Genomic DNA, 22,690 nt, shown 5'->3' with positions numbered 1-22,690 from the left:
ACGGAACAGGTAAATGTTGGTGCGAAAGCATTTCGAAAACATTTATGCTGTTCCTTTTTTTATTTTAAACATTTTCTAAACCACCTTGGAAAAGGTACACAGGAGTCTCCTCCTCCCCCTGTTCATCAGCGGGACGCTTACGTGAGTATCATTATCTTCAACAATTATCTCTTTGCCTAAAGTTTCCATGCTTTAGTCACAACTTTTGATCTATCGCTCCTTCAAATCTAAGAGATCTTGGCGCCAAAAGTTGCCTGCTACTTAATCACTGAAAAGAATTTAGAAAATGGGCTATTCTGTTATCAATGAGCAATAAAAGAACGAAAGCGTTCCTTTCTAAAATAGTTTTACCAAATTTTTTTCAGAAGATATATAAGTACAGGCTAGAATGACACATATTGAAAAGTAGATGATCCAAAACACAAAGACTAGTGATTCTAAAAGAATAGTATGCCCCCTATCTTCAATTAATTGTTAGTGACTAAAGACACCACTAGATAAATTTATCGTTCACTTTGATTTTCTTCTATATTGATAATATCCCCTATATGCTCGCTCAACATTAATCTGAGCATCATCGTGCATCCTCTTAAGATAGTTGCTTTGCAAATTACTATAAGATATAGATACTAGCTTTTCTTTCACCAAGTATTCATAAATAGTTTTAGATCTAGTTGGAATACCTTTTTCTTTAAAAAAAGAAGCTATATATAACGAAATAATGTCATAATTATTCTTATATTTTTGGTAATCATTCTCTCTTATATATTCTTCATAAACTCTCTCCTGCGAAACTTTCTTGTCGTAGTCAAATCTATGATTCTTTAACAAAACATATTCTTTTGATAAAGTAACAATCTCATCCATGATTTCTATTATACGAGCTTCTATTTCTCTACTTCCCATATCACTTTCACCTCTAAATAGTTAAGCTATGCTCTTTCCAAGAATTAAAATAATTTTGTCTATATTCTTTTGGAGATACCCCAGTTTCCCTTTTAAAAAAAATAGTAAATGCACTAGCGTTAAAGAAACCAGTTTTCTCGCCAATCTCAAAAATTTTTTCATCTGTCGATTCCAACAAATTTTTCGCCAACGTAATTTTGATATCATTAATTAAATCCTGAGGCACTTTATTTATTTTATTCATACAAAATCGATTTAAAGTTGGTTTAGACATATGCATAAACTCCGCCAAGTCACTAACGGTCAAATTTCCAGATAAATTCTCTTGTATAAATGCTATTAATTTAAATATTTCAAAGTATTCTTTCAGCGTTGAAAGATTCAATCTAAATGTCTTTCTTATTATCATTTCGATAGCGGGATTCACTACATACGTTCGATCTCTCGTTTCAAACCTTGTAAAAAGTAATTGAATTAAGCTAGATAACTCTTGATTGATTATCAGATCAATTTTTTTAATATAGTTTGAAGAAGGCTCGCAGAACAAATTCAACTCGACAATAATGATTTGATTCAATAGGCTCTGCGAAAGATATTGAAAAATCATATGAGATTCTATCAGAATTATTTCCACCTCAGATTTCTCCATGTACAGTCCTTTCTTCGTCAACAGGATAGCCCAACCATTTTCGCAATGATCATTTGGAGAATAGTTATTACCATTTGTATAATAGATGTTTTTGATTTCTATCATTCTTTTCACCCTCCTACATTATGCTACTAAATTTATTTGTAGAAGTTGACATATTCTGTGCCTGTTTATCAACTTCTTAATCCACTTTTATCATATAAAACAAATAACTAAAACGATTTCAAACAATGATGATTAAAAATGCAAAATTATTGATTCGAATTACAAATTATTATTTTAACTTCTAAATATTTCAATCCATCAATGTTATATTATCAGTATATATTTTTCTTTATTACGTAATTTAATACACAATCCAAAATTCAATAAAATATATCACTTATTAAGAAATAGCACAGATTAAAAATCTGTATAAATGAATTAAAAATAACTTCTAACTTTAATTATCAGAATTTCACGTCTGCTCAAGAAGTCCTGCAAAAAATACTTTTTAACAATCAAATAATGTAGCAGAATTTTCGAACGTCTAAAGCTCACTGTTTAAAAGTTAATTGAAGCCTTTACAGATACAGACCCGAATTTATTCTTTCTTCTTGTTTGTTAAACTTCCCCAAACTTTGTATAACGGTTTTCGAGTAAATCTTCTAACATAAGTAGAAAAAGTCATCACTAATGCGATGATTTATCCTCATTCTAAAAGAAAAATAAATGATAACAATTCCCATACAAAGACAATAATACGAGTATCCCACGGATTTGAATCATCTAGGAAATTGAGAATCAAGAGCTTTTTAATAATAAGTTGTTCAATGTTGGAAAACAAAAAATCTGAGCCAGAATTAGGTTCATCTGACACAGATTTTATTTTGGACAACTAATCAATCCTTAATAACTAAGGTCTTTTGATCGTGTAATAAATTCCAATCTACTTATTATGACATGACTGGGAAACTCAAAATCCAATATTTCACGTATTAAAAAGTTATTTCTGCATTACTTTTAAAATCATTGTTTATGCTTTGTGAAATCCTGGAATGTAAAAAGTTAGAATTCATGCTAAACAAAGACCAATTTTTTAATGTTCTTTGTTTTGATTTCATATTCTTCCGCCATTGACTTTTCAGTAAATAGTTTTTTCCGTTTGTGTCAATTTTTCTTGGTAATCAAAAAAAGCTGTATCTCTACACAGAAAAGGAAACTACTATATTACATTCCACGTTCACAGTGTGACCAAATAGAGAGAATCTTAATCGTTTTTGCTTGCTTCATCAACACTGTATACTAGACGGCGTTTGATATTGAGTTATCTTGAAAAGTATGGTAAGTCTATTGTAAATGTGGAAAATTTAAATCGTATTGGCAGTCTGAATGTTCCAAAGATTAAAACAATTTTTAGGTAACTTACACATTGATTAACTTTCACTTCCTTCTATTATCAAGAGATATTAAAAATCATTGAGTTTTTCGTTTTCATGCTTAAATCATAGTACATAACTCTTTAAAATAGGTTCGATAATCGTTTTTGGTGATTCGAATGATTTCTGTACTTGAAAATTCTTGAATTTTGCTCAATTCCACTAAAAGATTCAACTTCGCAACAAGCCCTAGTATTTCTGGAAAGTCTTGCCAAAATGTTGTTTTTGAAATATTCTCAGTCAGCTCTAGCAGTCTGACTATGTGTTTATTAATATACTCTCGAGTTTCTACTGTATCTCTGCGTGACTCACCTAATTCTTGCCAAAAATAGTTTGTATAATCTTTTTCTATTGTAAATAGAAGCATATTTATTCTCCTTGTATATTAGAGTTAGGGTTTTAACCTTCCGGTTTTGATTGGATAACCCTATGAACCATCGTTATTTTAATTTGGTATTAACTCATTCATTTTGAGATAATATATTTATTGGATTGAGAGGCTATGCCGTTGCCTCCTTGAGTTTTGAAGCTCGTAATCGAAAGACTGGCACCTCTCTCTGATAAGTGGATTACGTATGAGTTAGATGTTGAAAGTTTTTGCTTTACTCCGTATCTCGTACAAGGTAGTGACGCTTTTCAGTTGAGCGGGTTTCAATCCAAAATATTTTTTTAGAAAGGTCAAATGTATGTACTTCTTAGGAATTGATATCGGCAAGCGAACTCACGTGGCTTCTTTAATGAGTGAAGAAGGTAAAGTGATCCTAAAAGGTTTTTCTTTCCCTAACACTACTGAAGGAGCTGATTCCCTGATTGAGCGGCTTTCAAAATATTCAGAGACTCCCGCTGACTTTATTGTCGGAATGGAAGCTACGGGTCATTATTGGCTCTCCATCTTTTCATACCTCCACGAATCAGACTTTTTGATTCACGTTGTGAATCCTCTTCAAACCGATGGCTGGCGCAAAGGAACAGAAATCAGAAAACGAAAAAATGATATTATTGATTCTGTTTTGATTGCTGACTTGATGCGTTATGGTTCCTTTGTAGAAACAGTATTGTCTGATGAAAATGTTTTTTCGTTAAAACAACTTTCACGTTACCGAACCTATTTAGTAGGTACCGCAAGCGACTTCAAACGAAAAATCATAGCTGTACTAGATCAAGTGTTTCCTGAATATGCATCAATTTTTTCTAAACAAGGTATTTTCGGAAAAGCGTCTAAAGAGTTATTGCTTGAGTTTAGTTCTCCTATAGAGCTAGAAGAAATTTCGGCAGAAACGTTGGCTCAATACTTAGCTGAGTTAAGCAGGAACCGAATAAAGCCAGAGAAAGCAGATCAATTGAAGCAAGCAGCTTCTAACTCCTTTGGAGTGAAATTTGCTCAAGAAGCTTTTACATTTCAATTACGCTCCATGATTGAACAATTGAAATTCATCGAAAGCCAAGTAAAAGAAACTGAAAAAGAAATTAAGCGCATAATGAGTAATTTAGACTCTGTTATTCTCACAATCCCTGGAATCGGCCCTATAAATGGCGCGACAATTCTTGGTGAAATTGGAGACATTCGCAAATTTTCTAATCCGAAAAAACTGGTTGCTTATGCTGGCATAGACGCGTCTGTGTCCCAATCTGGGCAATACGAAGCAACACATAATGTTATGAGCAAGCGTGGATCTCCATACTTACGAAAAGCCTTGTTTTCAGCTGCTCTAGTTGCTTCTCAATGTGATCCTGTTTTTCGCGCGTTTTATCAGAAAAAAATTTCTGAGGGAAAGCATCATCTGACGGCCTTAGGTGCTGTTTCTCGTAAGCTTTGTTGTTTGGCTAATGCGGCATAGTTCGGTTTGATTTCGTTGATCACGTAGATCATCACTCCTTCGCGTATATCTTTTCTCATCCCTGAACCTCCGTTTCATTTGGGATAAGAAGAGCATACAAAAATGTAGGAAAACCAACAATTTTAAATTGCCATTTTCCTACATTTTATCGTTGCCGTTAACACCTAGACGGACTTTATTTGGCTCTATAATTTATGGGACTGATGAATCAGAATTGATTCTTCAGCCCCATTTTCATTTTAGGTATTAAAAAACATATCGTTCTCTAGTATGATTAAATCACCACAAAATAAACAACTGAGAGGACGATATGCTATATGAATGATTCTATCAAAAAAATGCTGAGAATAATAGAGAAAGATTTGATGATTACAGAGGTCTCTTACGAGACCCTTCAGAAGAAAAAGACGTTGGTCGTCGATGCTGTTCTCTCGCCTACTCCTCGTGCTTGTAGAAGTTGTGGTTCTACTGTGGTAGATGGAAACGGGAAAGCAATTATAGTGAAAAATGGGAAGAAGGAAACAATTGTCCGTTTTGAACAATACAATCATATGCCTTTGGTTATGCGCCTAAAAAAGCAGCGCTATACCTGTAAAAACTGTCGCACCCATTGGACTGCTCAAAGTTATTTTGTCCAACCCAGACATTCAATCGCAAATCATGTTAGATATAAAATTGCTTCTTTACTGACTGAAAAAGTATCTTTATCTTTTATTGCGAAAAGCTGTCAGGTATCTTTGACCACCGTTATTCGTACATTGAAAGAGTTTAAAAGCTATTTACCAAAGCAATCTAAGAAGATTCTCCCAAGAGTATTGATGGTTGATGAATTTCGTTCGCATGCTTCCATAGAAGATAAAATGAGCTTTATTTGTGCAGATGGCGAAACAGGAAAATTAATAGATGTTTTGCCTACGCGTAAATTACCTCGATTAACAAGCTATTTCTTAGGTTGTACCAATCCAGAAGAAGTAGAATTCTTGGTGACAGACATGAACGCCGCCTACTTCCAGCTCACCAAACGTGTTCTGCCAAATGCGAAAGTCGTGATTGATCGGTTTCATATTGTCAAACACATGAATCAAGCGTTCAATGAGTTGCGTATCCGTGAAATGAATGAACTTCGTAAAGCCGGACAGAAAAGCCAGGCAGAAAAACTGAAAAAGAACTGGCGCTTTTTGCTAAAAAATCGTGCAAACATCAACCATTATGAATACAAAACATGGAAAAGTTTCCGAGCACCAAAATACCCATTTCTTACTGAAGCAATGATGATTGATCGATTGCTTGAGTTTTCTCCGCCCCTAAAGGAGGCGTATCGCTTTTTTCATGAATTAGTTGAAGCCTTTCGAGACAAAGACCCTGACTTATTTTTCTCCTTATTGGCAGAACTTCCCGAAACGTTAGATGACGGCTTTCGGGAAAAGCTTCAAAACCTTCTGACCTATGAAGAAGGCATCACCAACGCAATGATCTATCCTTATTCCAATGGAAAAATAGAAGCGAAGAATACCCACATAAAGACAATGAAACGAGTATCCTACGGATTTAAATCATTCGAGAACATGAGAATTAGAATCTTTTTGATCAATCAATTAATCAATGTAAGATAACAAAAAATCTGAGCCAGAATCTGGTTCATTCTGACCCAGATTTGATTTTGCACAACTCATCAGTCCTTATTGACAAAGAGCCCTTTATTTTTCCCCCTTGCTCTCTAACACAGATCAGCTTCTTTTACTCGGCATTTATGATGATGCCATCCCCAAAATGGACGATGGCCCTCTCCCAAACGGAAGAAGGCCATCTAACTACTCAATATCTTTACTCTAAAGTTAGATCAGACTATTACTTAAAATCAAGTATTTCTCATTTAAACAGTGTGTTCCCATAACCTACTAACACACCCTTGCAGCCCTGAAGCTGCGCCAGTTGGATCAAATTTCTTAAAAATATCCTTGTATTTCTCGCGTAACAATATCTTTCGTGTAAGACACAGTATAACATATTTCCACCAAAACAGCAATTGGCCTAGAGCTTTTCTAACAAATCCCGCTTCTTAAACTTGGTAATCAAAAGACTGAAACGACGCGGTGCCTCCAATGGTTTTCCTATTATAGATAAATAGCCCGAAACGACAGCCGCTAAAATGATCCATTTTAAATGCCACCGGATGTGCCTCTCCTAATTGCAAAAAAGTCCCTTCGTTTTGGTAATAAAACCGGGTCAAATCCGTCATTTCATGAAAATCAGCGGCTACCTTTAGCGTGACTTTTCCACTTTCCCACAAAATACGAGTGGATTTACCGTTAGTTGCCTCTTTAGGCATTGCTTGCAAACTGGAATCATCTAGTTCACGGGTCTCCATGACAAGATAATACTGGCCTTCCTCTTTGGATAAACCAATAAAACCATAAGCGGATTGAAAGGCAGCTAATCCGGCACAATCCCCATCTTTCATTTTTGTCCCATCGATTGTCACGGTGGCTACACATTTTGGATAGCGCATCCGCTGTGTTAAGACGTTTGGCGTCGTTGTCACAGATTGTGCAAGCCGTGTCGTCGTTAATTCCACACAGCCACGTTTTGGATCCAATAAGAAGCCAGACAAATCCGGTTCGTGATTAAATTGCCATTGCGGTTTTAGTCGGTAAGGCGTTTTGGCTAACGTTTTAAAATCATCACTCCCTACAAGAGGCGAATACACATATTCCGGTCGATTGTCGGTAATAAAAAATTGCTGTGGCGTCTTTTCTTCTTCGCCAAAAACTGGAAAATCGTCTTGCCAAGTTACTGGTAAAAGTATGGGTAACCGTCCTACTGCACCATAATCTTGAAACAAGATCGCGTACCAGTCTCCCTTTGGCGTATCCACGATACCACCTTGGGCAATGCCTTGATTGCAATACCCGTTATCATCATTAAAGACATCACCGCCGACAAATTCACCTTCCAAATCCTCCGCCACAAAGCAAGCCTCAATCCGTCGCCAAACCTTTGGATCTGAGTGAATCAAGAAAATGTAATACTTGCCATTGATTTGATAAAAATGAGCTCCTTCATAGCCTAACCGAGGATTTTTTTCTGAGACAATCACACGATGGATGCCCCCAGCTTTCGGGCCACTGAGATCGGGTTTCAATTCCGTCAACCAGACATTACTGTTTCCATAGACGATAAAAACACGTTCCTTTTCAAACAACACGGAACAATCATGATAGAAACCTTCAATGATTTTCTTATCCCAAGGTCCCTCAATTTTTTCAGCAGTATAACAATAGGTCAAGCCGGTATCATTGGCGACAAAAAAGACATAAAAACGTCCTTCATGATATCGTAAACAGGCCGCCCACATTCCTTTGCCATAACTGTCTTTCCCCTCTGCTAAGCGCTGGCCTGCCGTACTATCCAAGCGCTCATAGACAAATGCCGCATGTTCCCAGTGCAATAAATCGTAAGAACGTAAAATTTCACAGCCAGGCATAAAGTGCATCGTAGTGGTGACCATATAATACGTATCTTCCACCCGAATGACGTCTGGATCTGGATAATCCAAGGGAATAATCGGATTCTGAATTGTTTCAAGGCTTTTCTTCATCTGTTTTCCTCATTCTTTTAAAATTCACCGAAACGCCGGTGTAAAAAACGTAAAGCTAAATTTTGCCACTGAGCGACATCAGCATTTTGCAACGTGGGATCACCAGATGCTTGGTAGGTTCCCAACGAGAGGCCATGCTGCCCTTCTTCAAATAAATGCAACTCTACTGGCACACCTAGTTCCATCATTTTATTAGCATAACGCAAACATTGTTGCGGGTAGACAAGATCATCTTGGGCTGTTGTCCAAAGGAATGTAGGCGGTGTTTTTCCTGATAAGAAATAATAAGGGCTCGCCTCTTTCATCCGATTTTCTGTATACTCTTTGCCTAAAAAGACTTTATTGGCATGATGCATAAAATCTCGCTTCGTGGTATCGGTATAGCTGAGACTTAGGTCAATCCGAGGATCTAGATTGGCATATTTTTCTTGGACAATGAAGTCCAATAACGGATAAGCGAGAATAACAGCATTGGGTTTCAGAAGCTGATTATCGCCGGTTCCAACCCCTTCTGCTAGCCAACGATTGTGCCAATGGGTTGCTAATTGAGCACAAAGATTGGCTCCTGCTGAAAAGCCGATAATGGCAATTTTATCGTTATCAATCTGCCACGTTTCCCCTTGCAGGCGAATTTGTTTCATCAACATCGCCAAATCTAAAAGTGGATTCGGATATTGCGCATTACCAGTGGCTTCTGTTTGATAATCCAATACAAAGACTTGAAAACCGGCTTGCAGATAATGCAAGGCCACCGGTTCTTTTTCGCGATCAGAAATCCCTAGATATGCTCCCCCACCACAAATAATCATGGCCGGAAATTGCCGGTCTTTATCAATTTCCTCTGAGCCTTCATGAAGATAACTTGTATAGGATACATTGGGTTTGTTGTCATATAGTAACGTAGTAAAGACTTTCATTTGAACCCCTCCATTTTTCGCTTAATCAATACCAAGTAACGTAGCCAACTGCTGGAAATCAACCGCAGCCGCCAAATGATTCCCACCTACACTGGAAATATGCAACCCGTCGCCACTATCAAATAATTGGTAGAGTTTTTGAGAATCTTGAGGATCTCCGGCGACTTGATCAAAGTCCCATAGTGCCTCAATTGGCGCTTTATTACGCAGCCAATGATTCAATCCTTGACGCAAACTTTCGGCCTTTTCACTGTAAAAGGCTGATTGATTAAAAGGAAGAAGTGTCACTCCAATCACTGGTACTTGCCGCAAATGGGCTTCCTCAATCATAAACCGAAAAGCCGCGGTTAATTCGGCTAATCCCTCAGCGACAGGTCTCTCGCCAATCGTCAAACAATCATTAATACCATGAAAAAGGATCAAGCCACTAACTGGTCCATCCGCAAAAACGTCTGACAAAAACCGCTTCACCCCAGCTCGCCCATGACGGCTAAAGTCATCGGCTGTAGCATCTGTATCTAGCAATACCCGGTTTCCCCCAATGCCACGATTTACGAGTGCCACTTGTGAAAAGCCCTCTGTCACCAGGCGCTGTTTGAAATGATCCGTCCAAAATCCCTGTTGTGTCAACGAATCCCCAAAAGCTATCAGGGTCTGACTGTTTCCTTGCAATTGTAGGCCCGAAATACCATAGATAACGTACATTCGTGGATTCCACAACGCATTTTGAAAGAGCTGATAATTATCCAAGGGATGGGTCCAGAAATTCTCAACCCAACGATAATTCAGCACTTCCTGTTGCAAACGAGCATAACTCACTAGAAAACTAGTCAGTTGCACCGGTTTGGCTAGATAAGTAGTGATTTCTAACACTTCTCCTGGTGCAGCTGATAATAAAATAGGATCACTTGCCAACTGCTCACAACCAGGGGCTAGCTGTATTTCCGACTTTCCATGAAGAGTCAGGGGAACTACCGGTGTGCGTGCAATGAGCTCTGCCGATTTCACCTGTGCAGTCACCTTATCAAACACTAACGGCCCTCTACCATAAAGGTTAGAAAACAATACACGCCATTGATCCCCATAATGATTTAACCGAATTCGCACTACTTGTACTTGTTGTTCAATCTCGCAAGGAGCACTGCGGTAATCCTGTTCCTGATATTCCCAAATTCGTTGCCACACGCCATTTATTCCTCCTAAATGAAATTCCCTATGTAAAAAAACTGGTCAGCCTAGTCTGAGATTTTCCTCAATACCTCTGCTGACCAGTCAAAAAATTAGTAAATACGATAGTTACCACTCAAAGCCATAAAGGCAAAAGCATACAAAAAATTATCATAATATCGGCGCACGCCTTTACGAAGGGGCGTTTGCCAGAAACGTGTCACAAATTCTCGGGCGATTTCTGTTTCAGGATTTGCAAGGGAGGCCGCGGCTAAGGTTGCTAGCAAGCCTACTGGATGTAAGATTTCTTCTCCAGTATTTTCCCCTTCCACAGTATAAATGTAATTTTCTGCCCCAGCTGGTAGTGCATGGAAAAATTGTTGCAAATGAGCCAACCGATCTTTGAGTACAACATCTTCACCATACCACTGCATATCAAGCGCCACATTCATGGCTGTCCGATAGGCATCACTAAAGAAATGCGGATGTTCACTTTCCAATTGTGGACTGCCATCGTACCAACTGTATTCTGGATTCAACCCAGTTTCTGGATGAATGGCCTTTTTCAAATACCTTCGACTAGCCCTCGCCGCCTCTTTCCAAAACGGCCGGTCGCTAGGTTCTGTATAAAGAGCAAATTGTTCATAAAAATGCGGTACATGATAAGAAGGATCGGTAAATTCTACTTCTGGGATGAACTTGATTAATTTATTTTCATTGTTCCACATAGGCATGCCAGGAAATTCAGTCCCTTTATGAATACAATAGTTCAACAATTCTCGGGCATGATGAGAGTAATTGAATATCCCTTCTCCATCCCCCCAGCGATTGGCTGCAAAAAACAGCGCCAAGGCAAAGAATTCTTCCCCATCCGGAGCGGGTCCATAAGCATTTTTCTGACCAGAAGGAGCGACCGACCAAGCGAAATAATGGGCATGTTCCCCGCTATCCATATACATATAAGTCATCACCCAGCGCCAAAGCCGGTCAAAGACTTCCTTTTTGTCGTACTGAACCGCCATCAACATGCCGTAACTCATGCCCTCTGTCCGTACATCATCGTTTCCGGTATCCACTAGATAACCTGCATCTGCTGTTTCAAAATAAACCTTATCCGGTCCGACAAAAATTTCTTCCCAGATTTGCGTTAAACGGTCTTGGATTTCATTTTCATCATAACCATATGTTTTAAAAAGATTCGTATATGTTTTCATCCGTTTCTCCTACTAAATTACTACGGTTTCCACAAGTGGGACTGTTGCCACAAGTGGTGCCGGTTGGCCTAATTCTTGAGCCCGTGAACATGGCGCGGTTGTCCCTAACGTAAAGGTAATTTGTTCGCCATCAAATAATCGTTCCCCCGCTTCATTAACCACAGTAAGATTGATTTTGGCAACAGGTACCGTCACCGTTTTTGTTTCTCCGGGTGCCAATGCTACACGTTTATAGGCCACGAGTTTACCATTTAACGTTTCATGTTTCGAATCGGTTTTAACGTAAACTTGTAGTACTTCTTCCATAGCGCAATCGCTGGTATTGGTAATGGTTCCCTTGATCAAGTAGTCTTTTTCTTGCGTCTCTACTTGCAGATCAGCCAAAGCAATTTGGCCATACGTCAAACCGTAACCAAATGGATACAAGGGACTTTCCTCCAAGTAACGATAAGTCCGATTTTTCATGCCGTAATCTTTGAAATCCGGTAGATTGTCAGTGGTCCGATAGAATGTCACTGGTAATTTACCACTTGGGCTAATTTCGCCAAACAAGACTTTCGCTAACGCTTTTCCACCCTGGCTACCAGGATACCAAGCATGAAGGATGGCATGAAGATTTGGATGCTCTTCTCGACCATACAGAGAAATTGCTGAACCAGCTGCCACTACCAAAATCACTGGTTTATCCAATGCTAAAATTTGATCTAACAAGCGAATCTGTTCTGCCGGCAAGCCCAACGTCTCTTTGTCACCAGAACCGTAGACATTACCGGAATCTCCCTGTTCTCCTTCGATTGTCGGATCCAAACCAAGGCACATCACCACGGTATCAGCATGTTTGGCAGCGATGATTGCTTCTGATGCTCGCTCATGAGGACGAGACAAGGTCGATTCTGCATATTCTTGGAACAAGTGACAACCTGGCGCATAATACACCCGTGCATCATCTTCCAGATAGTCTTGAATGCCATCTAAGAAAGTCACATTTCGCGAAGCAACACCAAAATAATTGCCTTGCAATGCTTCGATACTACGAGCATTTGGGCCAATGACTGCCACATTTTTTACGCTTTCTTTTTTAATCGGTAAGATGCCGTCATTTTTCAACAAAACTAAAGCTTTTTCGGCAGCCTTCAAAGATAGTGCCATATGCTCCTTACTATCATTGGCTTCATAAGGAATAGCATTATAAGGATTGGTCTCATCAAACATGCCCAAACGAACGCGAGTTGTGTAAAGTTCTACTACTGCTTGCGTAATTTCTGCTTCTGTCACCAAGCCTTCTGCTAACGCTTGATGCAAGCTATCAGAAACATTCCCTGCACATAGATTGCAACCAATCTTCATCGCCAAGGCCATGGTTTGCGCCGCATTTTCAGTATAGTGATGGTGCTCATGAACATCTTCCAAAGCGCCAAAGTCTGAGACAACATGCCCTTCAAACGCCCATTTACCACGTAAAATATCTTGTAACAATTCGGGGTGCACACATGCTGGAATCCCGTTTACTGCATTGTAGGCTCCCATGAAACTTTCCACATCGGCTTCTTTTACAGCAGCTTCAAAAGCAGGTAGATAAGTTTCATACAAATCTTTATCATTCACTACCGCGTCGAAAGAATGGCGATCCGCTTCTGGTCCACTATGAACCGCAAAATGCTTGGCGCAGGCCGCTAATTTCAGATAAGGGCCGTCCCCTTGCAAGCCTTTGATAAAAGCCACACCAAGTCGAGACGTCAAATAAGGATCTTCGCCATAAGTCTCTTGCCCGCGACCCCAACGTGGATCCCGAAAAATGTTGATATTAGGCGACCAATATGTCAACCCTTTGTAGATATCATTGTCTCCTTCTGCGTGGTACTGGTTGTATTTTGCACGGCCTTCTTCAGCAATCACCCCAGCAATTTCTTCCATCAACTGATCATCAAAGATTGCTGCTAAGCCAATCGCTTGCGGAAAGACGGTGGCAACCCCCGCCCGCGCCACGCCATGAAGGGCTTCATTCCAATAGTTATAATCCGTAATGCCCAAGCGTTGGATGGCTGGGGCGCGGAAATTGATTTGACCAATTTTTTCGTCTATGGTCATTTGTGCCACAATTTTTTGTGCTTCAACTTTTGCCTCTGAATGGGTAATCATGTTTTTTCCTCCAACATTCTTTCAACTTTACAATAAGAAACAATCCGACAATACTCTGCTACGATCAACTGGGATATACTACAAAATCATGCAGCTGATCAAACAAGAAGAGTAGTCGTTTCTGCAAGAAAAATATCCGAACTAAATTGGCATTGCTGCTACAGCCTGTAGGATTTACCGGACAGCTTCTGGAAACAGTGGCATTACAATGTATTTAGCTCGAATATTCCCGTGTTTCTGAATGTGATTTATCTTGATAATTAATCCTTATGATGCATTTTCAATGGTACAAAATCCAAATAAGCTTTCACAAATGGGTACTGTTTTTTTCACTACAACAGGTAATAACACCAGAGCAAAAACTGGTAATAGCCAAATCCCTACGATCACTACGGTATACAAGACGAGCATTTGGATCATTTTTCCAAGATGGGTTAGCGCTAAAAGACCGCAATTGCGTAAAATTATTCTTAAAGGATCTTCAAAACGAGCAATATAAGCCAATACCAACACCACCAAGGGCAAGAGAACCAACAAACAAATCCCTAAAACAATTTGGATAGCATCTGAAAGCAAGGAATAACTCCCAGCAAGTTGTTGACGATTTATCAGAAAAGAACTTGCCAACACCAGATACCCCGTCCAAATCAATGAACTTTGGAAAAAGGACTGTTTAAATGCCTTGAAAAAAGTCCCTAAGACATAGCCTTCTTTTTGGAACATGCATTGATAAACCGTGCGATACATGGCACTAGTTGCTGCCCCCGTCGTAACAAGCGGTACTGAGCAAAGTAGCCAGAGCACGCCTACCAATAAGTAATCGGCTACCAAACTCAACTTGTCCATAATCGCTTGACTATTTCCAGATTTTCTCATAATAAACACCTTTTAAAACCTTTCTTTTAAGCCTTAAATTAACCCTTAACCCCACCAATAGTCAGACCACTGATAAAGTATTTTTGCAAGAATGGATACAGGCAGACGATTGGCAAGGCTGTGACGATTGTCGTAGCTGCCCGTACCGAAGTTGGGGTCACCATGCCGCCACCACCTGCTTGAGCGGCATTTTGCATATCATTGGCGTTGGCCCCTTGACTTGTTACAGAAGACAAGAGTTTCATCAATTCGTATTGCAACGTACTAAGTTTTTCATTAAAGCCGTTGTACAACATCGCATCAAACCAAGAGTTCCATTGACCAACAGCGATAAATAAAGCAACGGTTGCCAACACTGGTTTACACAATGGCAAGATAATGCTCCAGAAAATCCGGATATGACTGGCCCCATCGATTTTGGCACTTTCGACTAAACTTTCAGGGATTCCATGGATATAAGTCCGGATAACCAATAAGTTAAAAGCACTGATCATCCCCGGCAAGATATAAACCCAAAATGTATTCGTCAAACCGATTTTATTCAACCACATGTAATTAGGAATTATCCCAGCATTCAAATACATGGTGAAGATGAACAATAAAGTAACCGGTGTCCGAAAGATAAATTCTTTTCGGCTAAGGATATAAGCCAACAATGATGTTAAAAACAATTGTGATAAAGTAGCAATCACCGTTCGAGCCACCGAGATAAAAGCTGCGTTTAGTAACGATTGTTTGGCTAAAACAGCTTTGAAATTATCCAAGGTAAAAGTTCGTGGCCACAGATAAATCCCTCCACGCAAAGCATCTAGTCCGTCGTTAAAGGCGACTGCTAAGGTGTTTAAGATTGGATACAGGGTTGCCAACGTGAATAAAATTAGAAAAATCCACTTAAATATATCGAATAGTCGATCTGAAATCGCAACTCGTTTCATCTTTTTTTCCTCCTCTGATTAGAACAAACTTTCTTCGCCAGCAACTTTGGCAAGTTTATTACCTAATGTAATCAAGATGATACTGATCACACCATTGAAAATCCCGGCTGCTGTGGCAAAGGAGTAGTTGTTCAAGCTAATCCCATATTTCAACACGAAAATATCAATAGTTTGGGAAACTTGTTGAACTAAGCCATTCCCTAACAAGTATTGCACTTCAAACCCAGCATTTAGGATATTTCCGATATTGATTAATAAGAGGATAAAGATTGTTGGTTTAATTCCTGGTAAAGTGATATGCCAGATTTTCCGCAAGCGGCTGGCACCATCCATTTCGGCGGATTCATACAGTTCTTCGTTGATAGCTGACATCGCAGAAAGGTAGATGATACTTCCCCAACCAGTACTTTTCCAAACATTAGAGAAACCAACAATCCACCAGAAATATTTCGGTTCGGAAAGGAAACTAATCGGCTTGTCTACAAAGTTAAATTGCATCAGTAGTTGGTTAATAATCCCCGTTTCAGGACTCAGCACATCCAACACGATCCCTGTTACAATAATCCATGATAAAAAGTAAGGCAGATAAGAGACAGTTTGCATGATTTTCTTTAAATGTTTATTTTTGACTTCATTCAATAAGACCGCAAAGCCAATCGAGAAAACAAAACCCAAAGTCAAATTGATTAAACTCATTGCCAAAGTATTGCGGACAACCCGTAAAAAGTTTGGATCAGCAAACAACATTCGGAAATTTTCAAGTCCAATCCATTCTTGATCAAAAAGACCAGTACCAGGACGGTATTTTTGGAAAGCCATCAACCAGCCAGATAACGGTGCATAATTAAAGAAAAGAATGTAAATGACAAATGGCAGACAAAGTAAACACAGATCTTTTTGAGCCCAGACACGTTCCCAAAATGTTTTTCGTTTTGCTTTTGGAATACCCTCGTTTGAATCTAACATCGTTGAATTTCCGCTCATTTCTTATTCCCCCAAATCTTCGAGTATGTAGCAAAGCAAGATTGTGGGAGTTGTTATTTTCACAACTCCCATCACCTCGCTACAGCAGACTATTTGTCAACTTTTGCTTCTAGTTCTTTTTCGATTTCTACCCGACGTTTCACTTCTTTAGTCAATGTATCTTCAAAGGCTTTGTAATCGATTTGACTATCATAAGCAGTCATATAATCTTCCCAGTTTTGTTCGTAAGCTGCTGGTCCGCCCATGATGACTTTTGGTAACCATTGCATTTTCACTTCTTGCATGTTTTGACTAGCAATCCCAGCTGGATCAGAAGAAGTCCATTTGTTCCGTTCTGTATAGATTGGGAACCATGGTTGAATTGGATCTTGCAAGCGTACCATTTGAGTCCAGTTGTCTACTTTATAAGCATCCAACACTTCTTTATCGATATCAGACAATGTTTTGCGGAATTCAGAGATTTGTTCAGAAGGCAAAATTGTATTTTTTCCATCTGGCAAGTAACCACGGTAACCAGGCATATAACCAAACGCTACACTATTCTTTTGAACATAATCGGTATCTTTCCAATTTGCCCATTGTTCGTCAGTGCGGTAGAACATGCCGTCGTCGTCAACTTCATAGTCAACGCCTTTTTCGCCCCAGTTGCGTAGGATCATCCCTTTTTCAGAAACCATGTCATCCCACATTTGCAATACGCCATCAACATCTTTACAGCTAGTGGTAATCCCAATCCCACCTTGAGTAGACAAGACGCCACCTTCTCGGTATTGTGGTTGAACATTTTCATCCAAAGTCAAATCAAGAGGTGCCCAAGTTAATTCATCTTTCCCTTGAGAAACCAATGAATCTCTTGCAGATTGGAAGTTCCAACCTTGGTCGATCATCCCCAACACTCGACCAGAAGATAATTTTGCAATATACTGGTCATATTTAGCAGTAAAGGTTTCAGGGTCAATCGTTCCTTTTTCAAATTGTTCAGACAAAATCTTGTAGTATTCTTTGGCTTCTGGAATTTTGTCATATACTTTTGCTTTCATTGTGTCTGGATCGACAATAGCTGCGCCATCATTTGGATATCCCGCTAAGAATTGCGGTGGGTTTTCCAAACAGAAGTAACGCCAGTCATCAGATAAGATTTCAAAACCGATATTTTTTTGACCATCAGTATCAGGATTTTCAGCTAAATACTTATTGATCAAATCAAAATACTGTTCGACAGTATTAATTTCTGGATAGTTCGCCCATTTGAGGACACGTTTTTGAATCCAGAAAGCTTCGCCACCATAACTAGTTGCCGTATCCACGGTACCATCTTTTTGAGCAAATTGTGGAATCGTATAAATATGGCCATCATTATCAGCTTTAATTTTTTCCCATTGAATATCACTTAATGTGGCTTTCAAATTCGGATAGTCATCTAGCTTATCCTCTAAGGGAACATAAGCTCCAGCATCAATCATCGCTGAACGACCATCGGAAGCATCCACGATATCTGGATACTCGCCACCAGATACCATAACCCCAATCCGTTCTTTTGCAGTTTGACCCGTCAGCCAGCTAACTTTCACTCGCCAACCAAATTCTTCTGCAAAAACATTGTTTAAACGAGAATCATCGGGAACTTCAGAACCAGGTACCGCCATAAAGGCTGTATATTTTTTATTGCCATCACTATCTGTGGCTTGCGTGCCACCATCTTTGTCTCCTTTACCATTTCCACTACCGCACCCAGCCAATAAAGCTAGTGCCATTGCTGTCACTGCAACTTTTCCAAACTTTTTCATGTGTTTCCCCTCCGTTGGTATGTTTAAATAACAAACATTGATGCATAAAAAAACCTTGCGACACAACTTCCTTCTAAACCCTGATTCAAATAAATTAATAGCGCTTACTTCTCTTCCTTGATTCAACTTTACTCTGAAACGCTTGCAAAAACAAGACAATTTCAGTACACTAATAGACGTAATCAGTTGACTATGATTTCTTAAATGGGAGGGTTAAAAATGACTGAATTGGAATCCTATCACTTCGGGGAAAAAATTTCCCACGTGGAATATCATCCGGAGAATCTCAGCTATCCTGAGCATCTTCATCGGAGTTTCGAATTATGGTTTGGTGAAACTGGCGAATTTCTATTGACAATCGATTCTGAAATTCACACCTTAAAAGCTGGCGATATCGCCCTAATTCTCCCCTATCAAACCCATCAAGTAGAAGCTGAAATGGAAAACTCTGGTCATATTTGGATTTTTTCTCCCGAGTATCTAGAAGACTATCTTCCATTAATTAAAGGGAAATCCTTCTTAAATCCTGTCATTCCGGTGGGACGCACTAAATCTAATCAGCTCTACGATTCATTATTTGAGAGCAACTCATTTTTTAGACACAAAGCCGCTTTATATGAAATCTTATATCTATATGAGCAACATACCAAGCTAGTCAAAACACGAGGCAAAGAGAATATTTTAGAATTAATTCTATTGTGGGTCTCTTCTCATTTTCAAAATGAAGTTACTTTGAGTCAGCTGAGTGAAGATATCGGCTATAGTAAAGATTACGTATCCAAGGTCATTACCCAAAAACTTGAGTCCACCTTTCCAAAACTAATCAACCAGTACCGCATCAATCAAGCTTGCTATTTACTAGCAAACTCCGATTATTCTATAACAGAAGTCGCTAGCTTATCTGGTTTTCAAAACACGCGAACCTTCAATCGTAATTTTTTGCAGAAAATTGGTCACTCCCCAAAAGATTATCGGAAAAATGCCCGTAGCGGACGAAAGGAGCCGACATTGATTCGCTTTGACAATCTCTACTACCAACAATTGTTGTAGTAAATTGAATGCACCTCAGCAAAAAACCATGAAGCACTAGTCCAACTAGTCTCCATGGTTTTTTACTATTTATTCAGTTGAACCCACTGCCCACTACGATCCGACTCATAAATCCCACAAACCATCTTCAAAGAATCCAACGCATCCGCAACGGCGAGGTACTCTGCGTGAGGATCTGGCAAGCCGACTAACTGATTGACAAAGGCTCGTACAAAGCGCAGGTGTCCTGCTCCCCAGTAAGCTTTAGCTACTTCGCTTACCATGCCTTCTTCAAGAGGTGCCGCTACGTCATTGACTACCAGTTTGTCAGCGGTCAACACCACTCTGGCTTCTTCAAAATCAAAGGTGACGGATGGGGCGGGATCTGAAGAGTAGTTGTTGGAGGCATGAATGACCACCGGCACGTCATCTGGAAGCACTGCTGTCGCCATCGCCGCGTCTTCTACTTCGATGGTTTCCTCCAAAAGCGTGGTCATTATCTTGCCTTTGATTTTCTCTGGTAACTCAATCATCCAAGTCACCACATCTAAGGTATGGATGGCTTGATTGATCAAGGTACCCCCACCTTCTTTTTTCCAAGTACCTTTCCATGATGCCGCCTCATAATACCCTTTATCCCGATGCCAGGTTAGCTCGCATTTGATTCCTTTTAACTGCCCGAAAGCTTGTTGGGAAATCATCGTTTTCAGTTGGGCATAGGAAGGGTTGAAGCGATTTTGATAACACACGGCATAATGCAAGTCTGGCTGTTCCTCCCATTTGGCTAAAACCTGTTCAGCTTCTTGGACCGTTATGGCCATCGGTTTTTCACATAGGACATGTTTCCCGGCTTCAAAAGCTTGCAGGGTCATTTGGCCATGGAGATAATGCGGCGTAGCGATGATTACTGCGTCAATCTCACCATTTTTTAGCATGTCTAGGTAATTCCCATAAAAACTACAGCCATGTTTTTCCCCAAAGCGTCGCCCTTTTACTTCATCTATGTCGCAACAAGCCGTCAACTGGGCTTCTTGAATTTTCTGAAGGGCTTCTGCATGGGTACCGGAGATATTGCCACAGCCCACAATTCCGAATCGTATCATCTTTTCACACTCTTTTTAGTAAGTATTTTCAGTATCCAAGACTTTTTCTTTCACATCTTTGTATTTTGAGCCCGCAATTTTCTTGTTTAACTCTTCCAAGAACAACTCCTCGTCAATCGGCAACTCAACCCATTGGCCTAACCAAGAAGAGAGGTGAATGGCGTTAGAAATGGACAAGCCATAAATCCCATCTGTCGCTGGTGCCACCAGTTTTTCGCCAAAGAGAATATTGTTGACAAAGTTTTGCGTCACTCGCAAATGGCCGGTGCTGCCGTCAAATTCAACAGGAATCTTGATTTCCCAAACTTCCGGTTCGCCAAAGCCGCCGGTGTAAGTATCGTTCCATTCTTTTTCATCGGTAACGGTCCGCCAGAATTTCAACTGTTCATCTTCAATCACGATTTTTCCTTGAGAACCCACGATTTCAAAACGATTGGTCCCAGGCGTTTCCGTAGTGGTTGTCACAAAGACCCCAGTGGCCCCATTTGCGTATTCACAATAGGCCGTTACTTCTGTTTCCACTTCCACATCCCGACGTTTGCCATAATAGGCAAAGGAGAAAATCCGTTCCGGCATGCCACAAATCCATTGCCACAAGTCCAATTGATGGGGATCTTGGTTTAAGAGGACACCGCCACCTTCCCCTTTCCAAGTGGCCCGCCAGCCGCCAGAATTGTAATAGCTTTGGGACCGATACCAGTTGGTGATGATCCAGTTGGTCCGACGCAATTCACCGATTTGACCGGATTCTACGAGTTCTTTGGCCTTTTGATAAGTCGGGTTCATCCGTTGGTTATACACCAAAGACAAGGACAGTTCTGGATGTTTTTCTGATTCTTCAATCATTTCCCGAACTTTTTTCGTATACACCCCAGCCGGTTTTTCTACTAAGACATGTTTGCCTGCTTGCAAACCTTTAATGGCAATCACAGGATGATCATAGTGGGGCGTAGAGATAATGATTGCGTCCACTTCTGGATCTGCCAACAAGTTATCCACATCATCATATAATTTGAATTGATCCCCGTATTGTTCCTGGATACGGTCCAATTTTTCTGGATTGTTATCACACAATGCCACCAATTCAGCGTTTTTTAATTCACCACCTAAGACATTGCGCATATGAAAGGAGCCGATATTACCGACGCCGACGATACCGATTTTTACTGTTTCCATATTAGTTCCACTCCTGACCCATGTTTTCCACAAGGATTTTTTTCAATGCATTACTAGCGACAGTGAACAGTTTTTCACCATCGGATTTTGTTTCTTCAATGGAGACGCCCTCTTTTTCCAACGCCGCAAAGCCATCAAAAATTGACAAATGGGGTTCCAAGGAAGCAAAGCCTGTAAAGCCGTTTGCCACAAGTGCCCGCAAGACAGCTTCCACTTGCCCATCGCCAAGTCCAGCCGGTGTGACTTTATGATCTGCGAAATGGGCATCTTTAATGTGCATATAGCCAATTTCATCTTTTAATAATTCATAGGCATGGGGATAGACTTCCACATCACATTGGACAAAGTTGGCCGGATCAAAGGCCGCTTTGACTTGTGGATTGTTCAGTTCGGTCAAAAGTTTGGCACAACGTTCTGGAATATCTCCGTAAATGTCTTTTTCATTTTCATGAAGCAAGGTAATTTGAGGATAATCTTTGGCTACCTCTAAAAATTGGTTCCATCGCTTCACCACTTCTTCGTGAAAGTCGTCGGCAGGTTTGCCTTCTGGAATGAAGAAACTAAACATCCGGACATAGGGACTTTCAAAAGCTACTGCTACATCGAGAACATGTTTGAATAACGCTAAATGCTCTTCAAAAGGATCCTCAATACTGATTTTACCGATGGGAGAGCCGATGGAAGAAATCTTGATCCCGTTTTCATGGAGTGTTTCTTTGTAAGTAAGTACTTGATCCAGCGTCAATTCACTGACATTGACGCCATTGATGCCTCGGACTTCGATATGGGCAATGCCGTTTTCTTTCAGTCCTTTGATTTGTGTATCTAAGTCACTTGCGATTTCATCTGCGAAACCGGTGATGGTGAAGTTGTTCATTAAATGAACCTTCTTTCTTGTTTTGTTACGGCTATTATACGTACATTTATAAATAATAAAAACGCTATAATGTGACC

The 22,690-nt window shown here is 39.9% G+C and carries 18 protein-coding genes; 3 read left to right on the top strand and 15 right to left on the bottom strand.

The window, feature by feature from the left end:
- Nucleotides 1-510: 510 nt before the first annotated feature.
- The 3 genes from IGI71_RS04030 to IGI71_RS04020 all read right to left on the bottom strand — a co-directional run bounded on the left by IGI71_RS04030 (nucleotide 511) and on the right by IGI71_RS04020 (nucleotide 3,340).
- Nucleotides 511-906: a hypothetical protein gene (locus IGI71_RS04030; RefSeq protein ID WP_010747602.1), complete on the bottom strand. Its 396-nt coding sequence runs from the start codon at nucleotides 904-906 to the stop codon at nucleotides 511-513.
- A gap of 13 nt (nucleotides 907-919) precedes the next feature.
- Nucleotides 920-1,660 carry a helix-turn-helix domain-containing protein gene (locus tag IGI71_RS04025; RefSeq protein WP_010747601.1) on the bottom strand — a complete coding sequence of 247 codons (741 nt, stop codon included), beginning with the start codon at nucleotides 1,658-1,660 and terminating at the stop codon, nucleotides 920-922.
- A gap of 1,374 nt (nucleotides 1,661-3,034) precedes the next feature.
- On the bottom strand, nucleotides 3,035-3,340 hold the full coding sequence (locus IGI71_RS04020; RefSeq protein WP_010747600.1) for a DUF7006 family protein: 306 nt from the start codon (nucleotides 3,338-3,340) through the stop codon (nucleotides 3,035-3,037).
- 319 nt (nucleotides 3,341-3,659) lie between these two features.
- On the opposite strand from IGI71_RS04020, the gene IGI71_RS04015 reads away from it, so the two are divergent.
- Both IGI71_RS04015 and IGI71_RS04010 read left to right on the top strand, forming a co-directional pair.
- Nucleotides 3,660-4,811: an IS110 family transposase gene (locus IGI71_RS04015; protein ID WP_010747599.1), complete on the top strand. Its 1,152-nt coding sequence runs from the start codon at nucleotides 3,660-3,662 to the stop codon at nucleotides 4,809-4,811.
- Nucleotides 4,812-5,128: 317 nt separating this feature from the next.
- Nucleotides 5,129-6,424 (top strand): ISL3-like element ISEfa11 family transposase, encoded by a 1,296-nt coding sequence (locus IGI71_RS04010; protein WP_016249833.1) that lies wholly within the window; start codon nucleotides 5,129-5,131, stop codon nucleotides 6,422-6,424.
- Nucleotides 6,425-6,870: 446 nt separating this feature from the next.
- On the opposite strand, the gene IGI71_RS04005 is transcribed toward IGI71_RS04010, so the two are convergent.
- The 9 genes from IGI71_RS04005 to IGI71_RS03965 all read right to left on the bottom strand — a co-directional run bounded on the left by IGI71_RS04005 (nucleotide 6,871) and on the right by IGI71_RS03965 (nucleotide 18,428).
- Nucleotides 6,871-8,409 carry a glycoside hydrolase family 43 protein gene (locus IGI71_RS04005; protein WP_010747596.1) on the bottom strand — a complete coding sequence of 513 codons (1,539 nt, stop codon included), beginning with the start codon at nucleotides 8,407-8,409 and terminating at the stop codon, nucleotides 6,871-6,873.
- Between the two features lie 17 nt (nucleotides 8,410-8,426).
- Nucleotides 8,427-9,326, bottom strand: a complete 900-nt coding sequence (locus IGI71_RS04000) for an alpha/beta hydrolase (protein WP_010747595.1) — start codon at nucleotides 9,324-9,326, stop codon at nucleotides 8,427-8,429.
- 21 nt (nucleotides 9,327-9,347) lie between these two features.
- Entirely contained in the window at nucleotides 9,348-10,511 is a 1,164-nt protein-coding gene (locus tag IGI71_RS03995; protein WP_010747594.1) for a GDSL-type esterase/lipase family protein, read from the bottom strand.
- Nucleotides 10,512-10,606: 95 nt separating this feature from the next.
- Entirely contained in the window at nucleotides 10,607-11,707 is a 1,101-nt protein-coding gene (locus IGI71_RS03990) for a glycosyl hydrolase family 8 (protein ID WP_010747593.1), read from the bottom strand.
- A gap of 12 nt (nucleotides 11,708-11,719) precedes the next feature.
- Nucleotides 11,720-13,846, bottom strand: a complete 2,127-nt coding sequence (locus IGI71_RS03985) for a glycoside hydrolase family 3 C-terminal domain-containing protein (RefSeq protein ID WP_010747592.1) — start codon at nucleotides 13,844-13,846, stop codon at nucleotides 11,720-11,722.
- Nucleotides 13,847-14,113: 267 nt separating this feature from the next.
- A complete protein-coding gene (locus IGI71_RS03980; protein ID WP_010747591.1) occupies nucleotides 14,114-14,722 on the bottom strand; it encodes a YesL family protein in 609 nt (202 codons plus the stop codon).
- 38 nt (nucleotides 14,723-14,760) lie between these two features.
- Nucleotides 14,761-15,657 (bottom strand): carbohydrate ABC transporter permease, encoded by an 897-nt coding sequence (locus IGI71_RS03975; RefSeq protein WP_010747590.1) that lies wholly within the window; start codon nucleotides 15,655-15,657, stop codon nucleotides 14,761-14,763.
- A gap of 18 nt (nucleotides 15,658-15,675) precedes the next feature.
- Complete coding sequence (locus IGI71_RS03970) at nucleotides 15,676-16,641, bottom strand: ABC transporter permease (protein ID WP_080646945.1); 966 nt, start codon at nucleotides 16,639-16,641, stop codon at nucleotides 15,676-15,678.
- An 89-nt stretch (nucleotides 16,642-16,730) separates the two neighbouring features.
- On the bottom strand, nucleotides 16,731-18,428 hold the full coding sequence (locus tag IGI71_RS03965; protein ID WP_010747588.1) for a hypothetical protein: 1,698 nt from the start codon (nucleotides 18,426-18,428) through the stop codon (nucleotides 16,731-16,733).
- A 219-nt stretch (nucleotides 18,429-18,647) separates the two neighbouring features.
- Here IGI71_RS03965 and IGI71_RS03960 point away from each other — a divergent pair, with 219 nt between their 5' ends.
- Nucleotides 18,648-19,478 carry a helix-turn-helix domain-containing protein gene (locus IGI71_RS03960; protein WP_010747587.1) on the top strand — a complete coding sequence of 277 codons (831 nt, stop codon included), beginning with the start codon at nucleotides 18,648-18,650 and terminating at the stop codon, nucleotides 19,476-19,478.
- Between the two features lie 65 nt (nucleotides 19,479-19,543).
- Here the strand turns inward: IGI71_RS03960 and IGI71_RS03955 are convergent, their stop codons facing one another.
- Genes IGI71_RS03955 through IGI71_RS03945 form a run of 3 tightly spaced genes read right to left on the bottom strand, consistent with a single transcriptional unit; the run spans nucleotide 19,544 to nucleotide 22,613 of the window.
- A complete protein-coding gene (locus IGI71_RS03955; RefSeq protein ID WP_010747586.1) occupies nucleotides 19,544-20,560 on the bottom strand; it encodes a Gfo/Idh/MocA family protein in 1,017 nt (338 codons plus the stop codon).
- Between the two features lie 15 nt (nucleotides 20,561-20,575).
- Nucleotides 20,576-21,736 carry a Gfo/Idh/MocA family protein gene (locus IGI71_RS03950; RefSeq protein WP_010747585.1) on the bottom strand — a complete coding sequence of 387 codons (1,161 nt, stop codon included), beginning with the start codon at nucleotides 21,734-21,736 and terminating at the stop codon, nucleotides 20,576-20,578.
- Between the two features lies 1 nt (nucleotide 21,737).
- Nucleotides 21,738-22,613, bottom strand: a complete 876-nt coding sequence (locus IGI71_RS03945) for a sugar phosphate isomerase/epimerase family protein (protein WP_010747584.1) — start codon at nucleotides 22,611-22,613, stop codon at nucleotides 21,738-21,740.
- Nucleotides 22,614-22,690 lie beyond the last annotated feature (77 nt).

The organism is Enterococcus sp. DIV1279b, from assembly GCF_050531515.1.
Lineage (GTDB): Bacteria > Bacillota > Bacilli > Lactobacillales > Enterococcaceae > Enterococcus_D > Enterococcus_D casseliflavus.
This window is presented reverse-complemented; position numbering and strand designations above follow the sequence as displayed.

Bases quoted from the DNA above. Each gene is read 5' to 3' on its own strand.
- IGI71_RS04030 (WP_010747602.1), bottom strand. From the start codon at position 906: ATGGGAAGTAGAGAAATAGAAGCTCGTATAATAGAAATCATGGATGAG.
- IGI71_RS04000 (WP_010747595.1), bottom strand. From the start codon at position 9,326: ATGAAAGTCTTTACTACGTTACTATATGACAACAAACCCAATGTATCC.
- IGI71_RS03980 (WP_010747591.1), bottom strand. From the start codon at position 14,722: ATGAGAAAATCTGGAAATAGTCAAGCGATTATGGACAAGTTGAGTTTG.
- IGI71_RS03945 (WP_010747584.1), bottom strand. From the start codon at position 22,613: ATGAACAACTTCACCATCACCGGTTTCGCAGATGAAATCGCAAGTGAC.
- IGI71_RS04010 (WP_016249833.1), top strand. From the start codon at position 5,129: ATGAATGATTCTATCAAAAAAATGCTGAGAATAATAGAGAAAGATTTG.
- IGI71_RS03955 (WP_010747586.1), bottom strand. From the start codon at position 20,560: ATGATACGATTCGGAATTGTGGGCTGTGGCAATATCTCCGGTACCCAT.
- IGI71_RS03965 (WP_010747588.1), bottom strand. From the start codon at position 18,428: ATGAAAAAGTTTGGAAAAGTTGCAGTGACAGCAATGGCACTAGCTTTA.
- IGI71_RS04020 (WP_010747600.1), bottom strand. From the start codon at position 3,340: ATGCTTCTATTTACAATAGAAAAAGATTATACAAACTATTTTTGGCAA.
- IGI71_RS03990 (WP_010747593.1), bottom strand. From the start codon at position 11,707: ATGAAAACATATACGAATCTTTTTAAAACATATGGTTATGATGAAAAT.
- IGI71_RS03950 (WP_010747585.1), bottom strand. From the start codon at position 21,736: ATGGAAACAGTAAAAATCGGTATCGTCGGCGTCGGTAATATCGGCTCC.
- IGI71_RS04005 (WP_010747596.1), bottom strand. From the start codon at position 8,409: ATGAAGAAAAGCCTTGAAACAATTCAGAATCCGATTATTCCCTTGGAT.
- IGI71_RS03960 (WP_010747587.1), top strand. From the start codon at position 18,648: ATGACTGAATTGGAATCCTATCACTTCGGGGAAAAAATTTCCCACGTG.
- IGI71_RS03985 (WP_010747592.1), bottom strand. From the start codon at position 13,846: ATGATTACCCATTCAGAGGCAAAAGTTGAAGCACAAAAAATTGTGGCA.
- IGI71_RS04015 (WP_010747599.1), top strand. From the start codon at position 3,660: ATGTACTTCTTAGGAATTGATATCGGCAAGCGAACTCACGTGGCTTCT.
- IGI71_RS03970 (WP_080646945.1), bottom strand. From the start codon at position 16,641: ATGAGCGGAAATTCAACGATGTTAGATTCAAACGAGGGTATTCCAAAA.
- IGI71_RS03975 (WP_010747590.1), bottom strand. From the start codon at position 15,657: ATGAAACGAGTTGCGATTTCAGATCGACTATTCGATATATTTAAGTGG.
- IGI71_RS04025 (WP_010747601.1), bottom strand. From the start codon at position 1,660: ATGATAGAAATCAAAAACATCTATTATACAAATGGTAATAACTATTCT.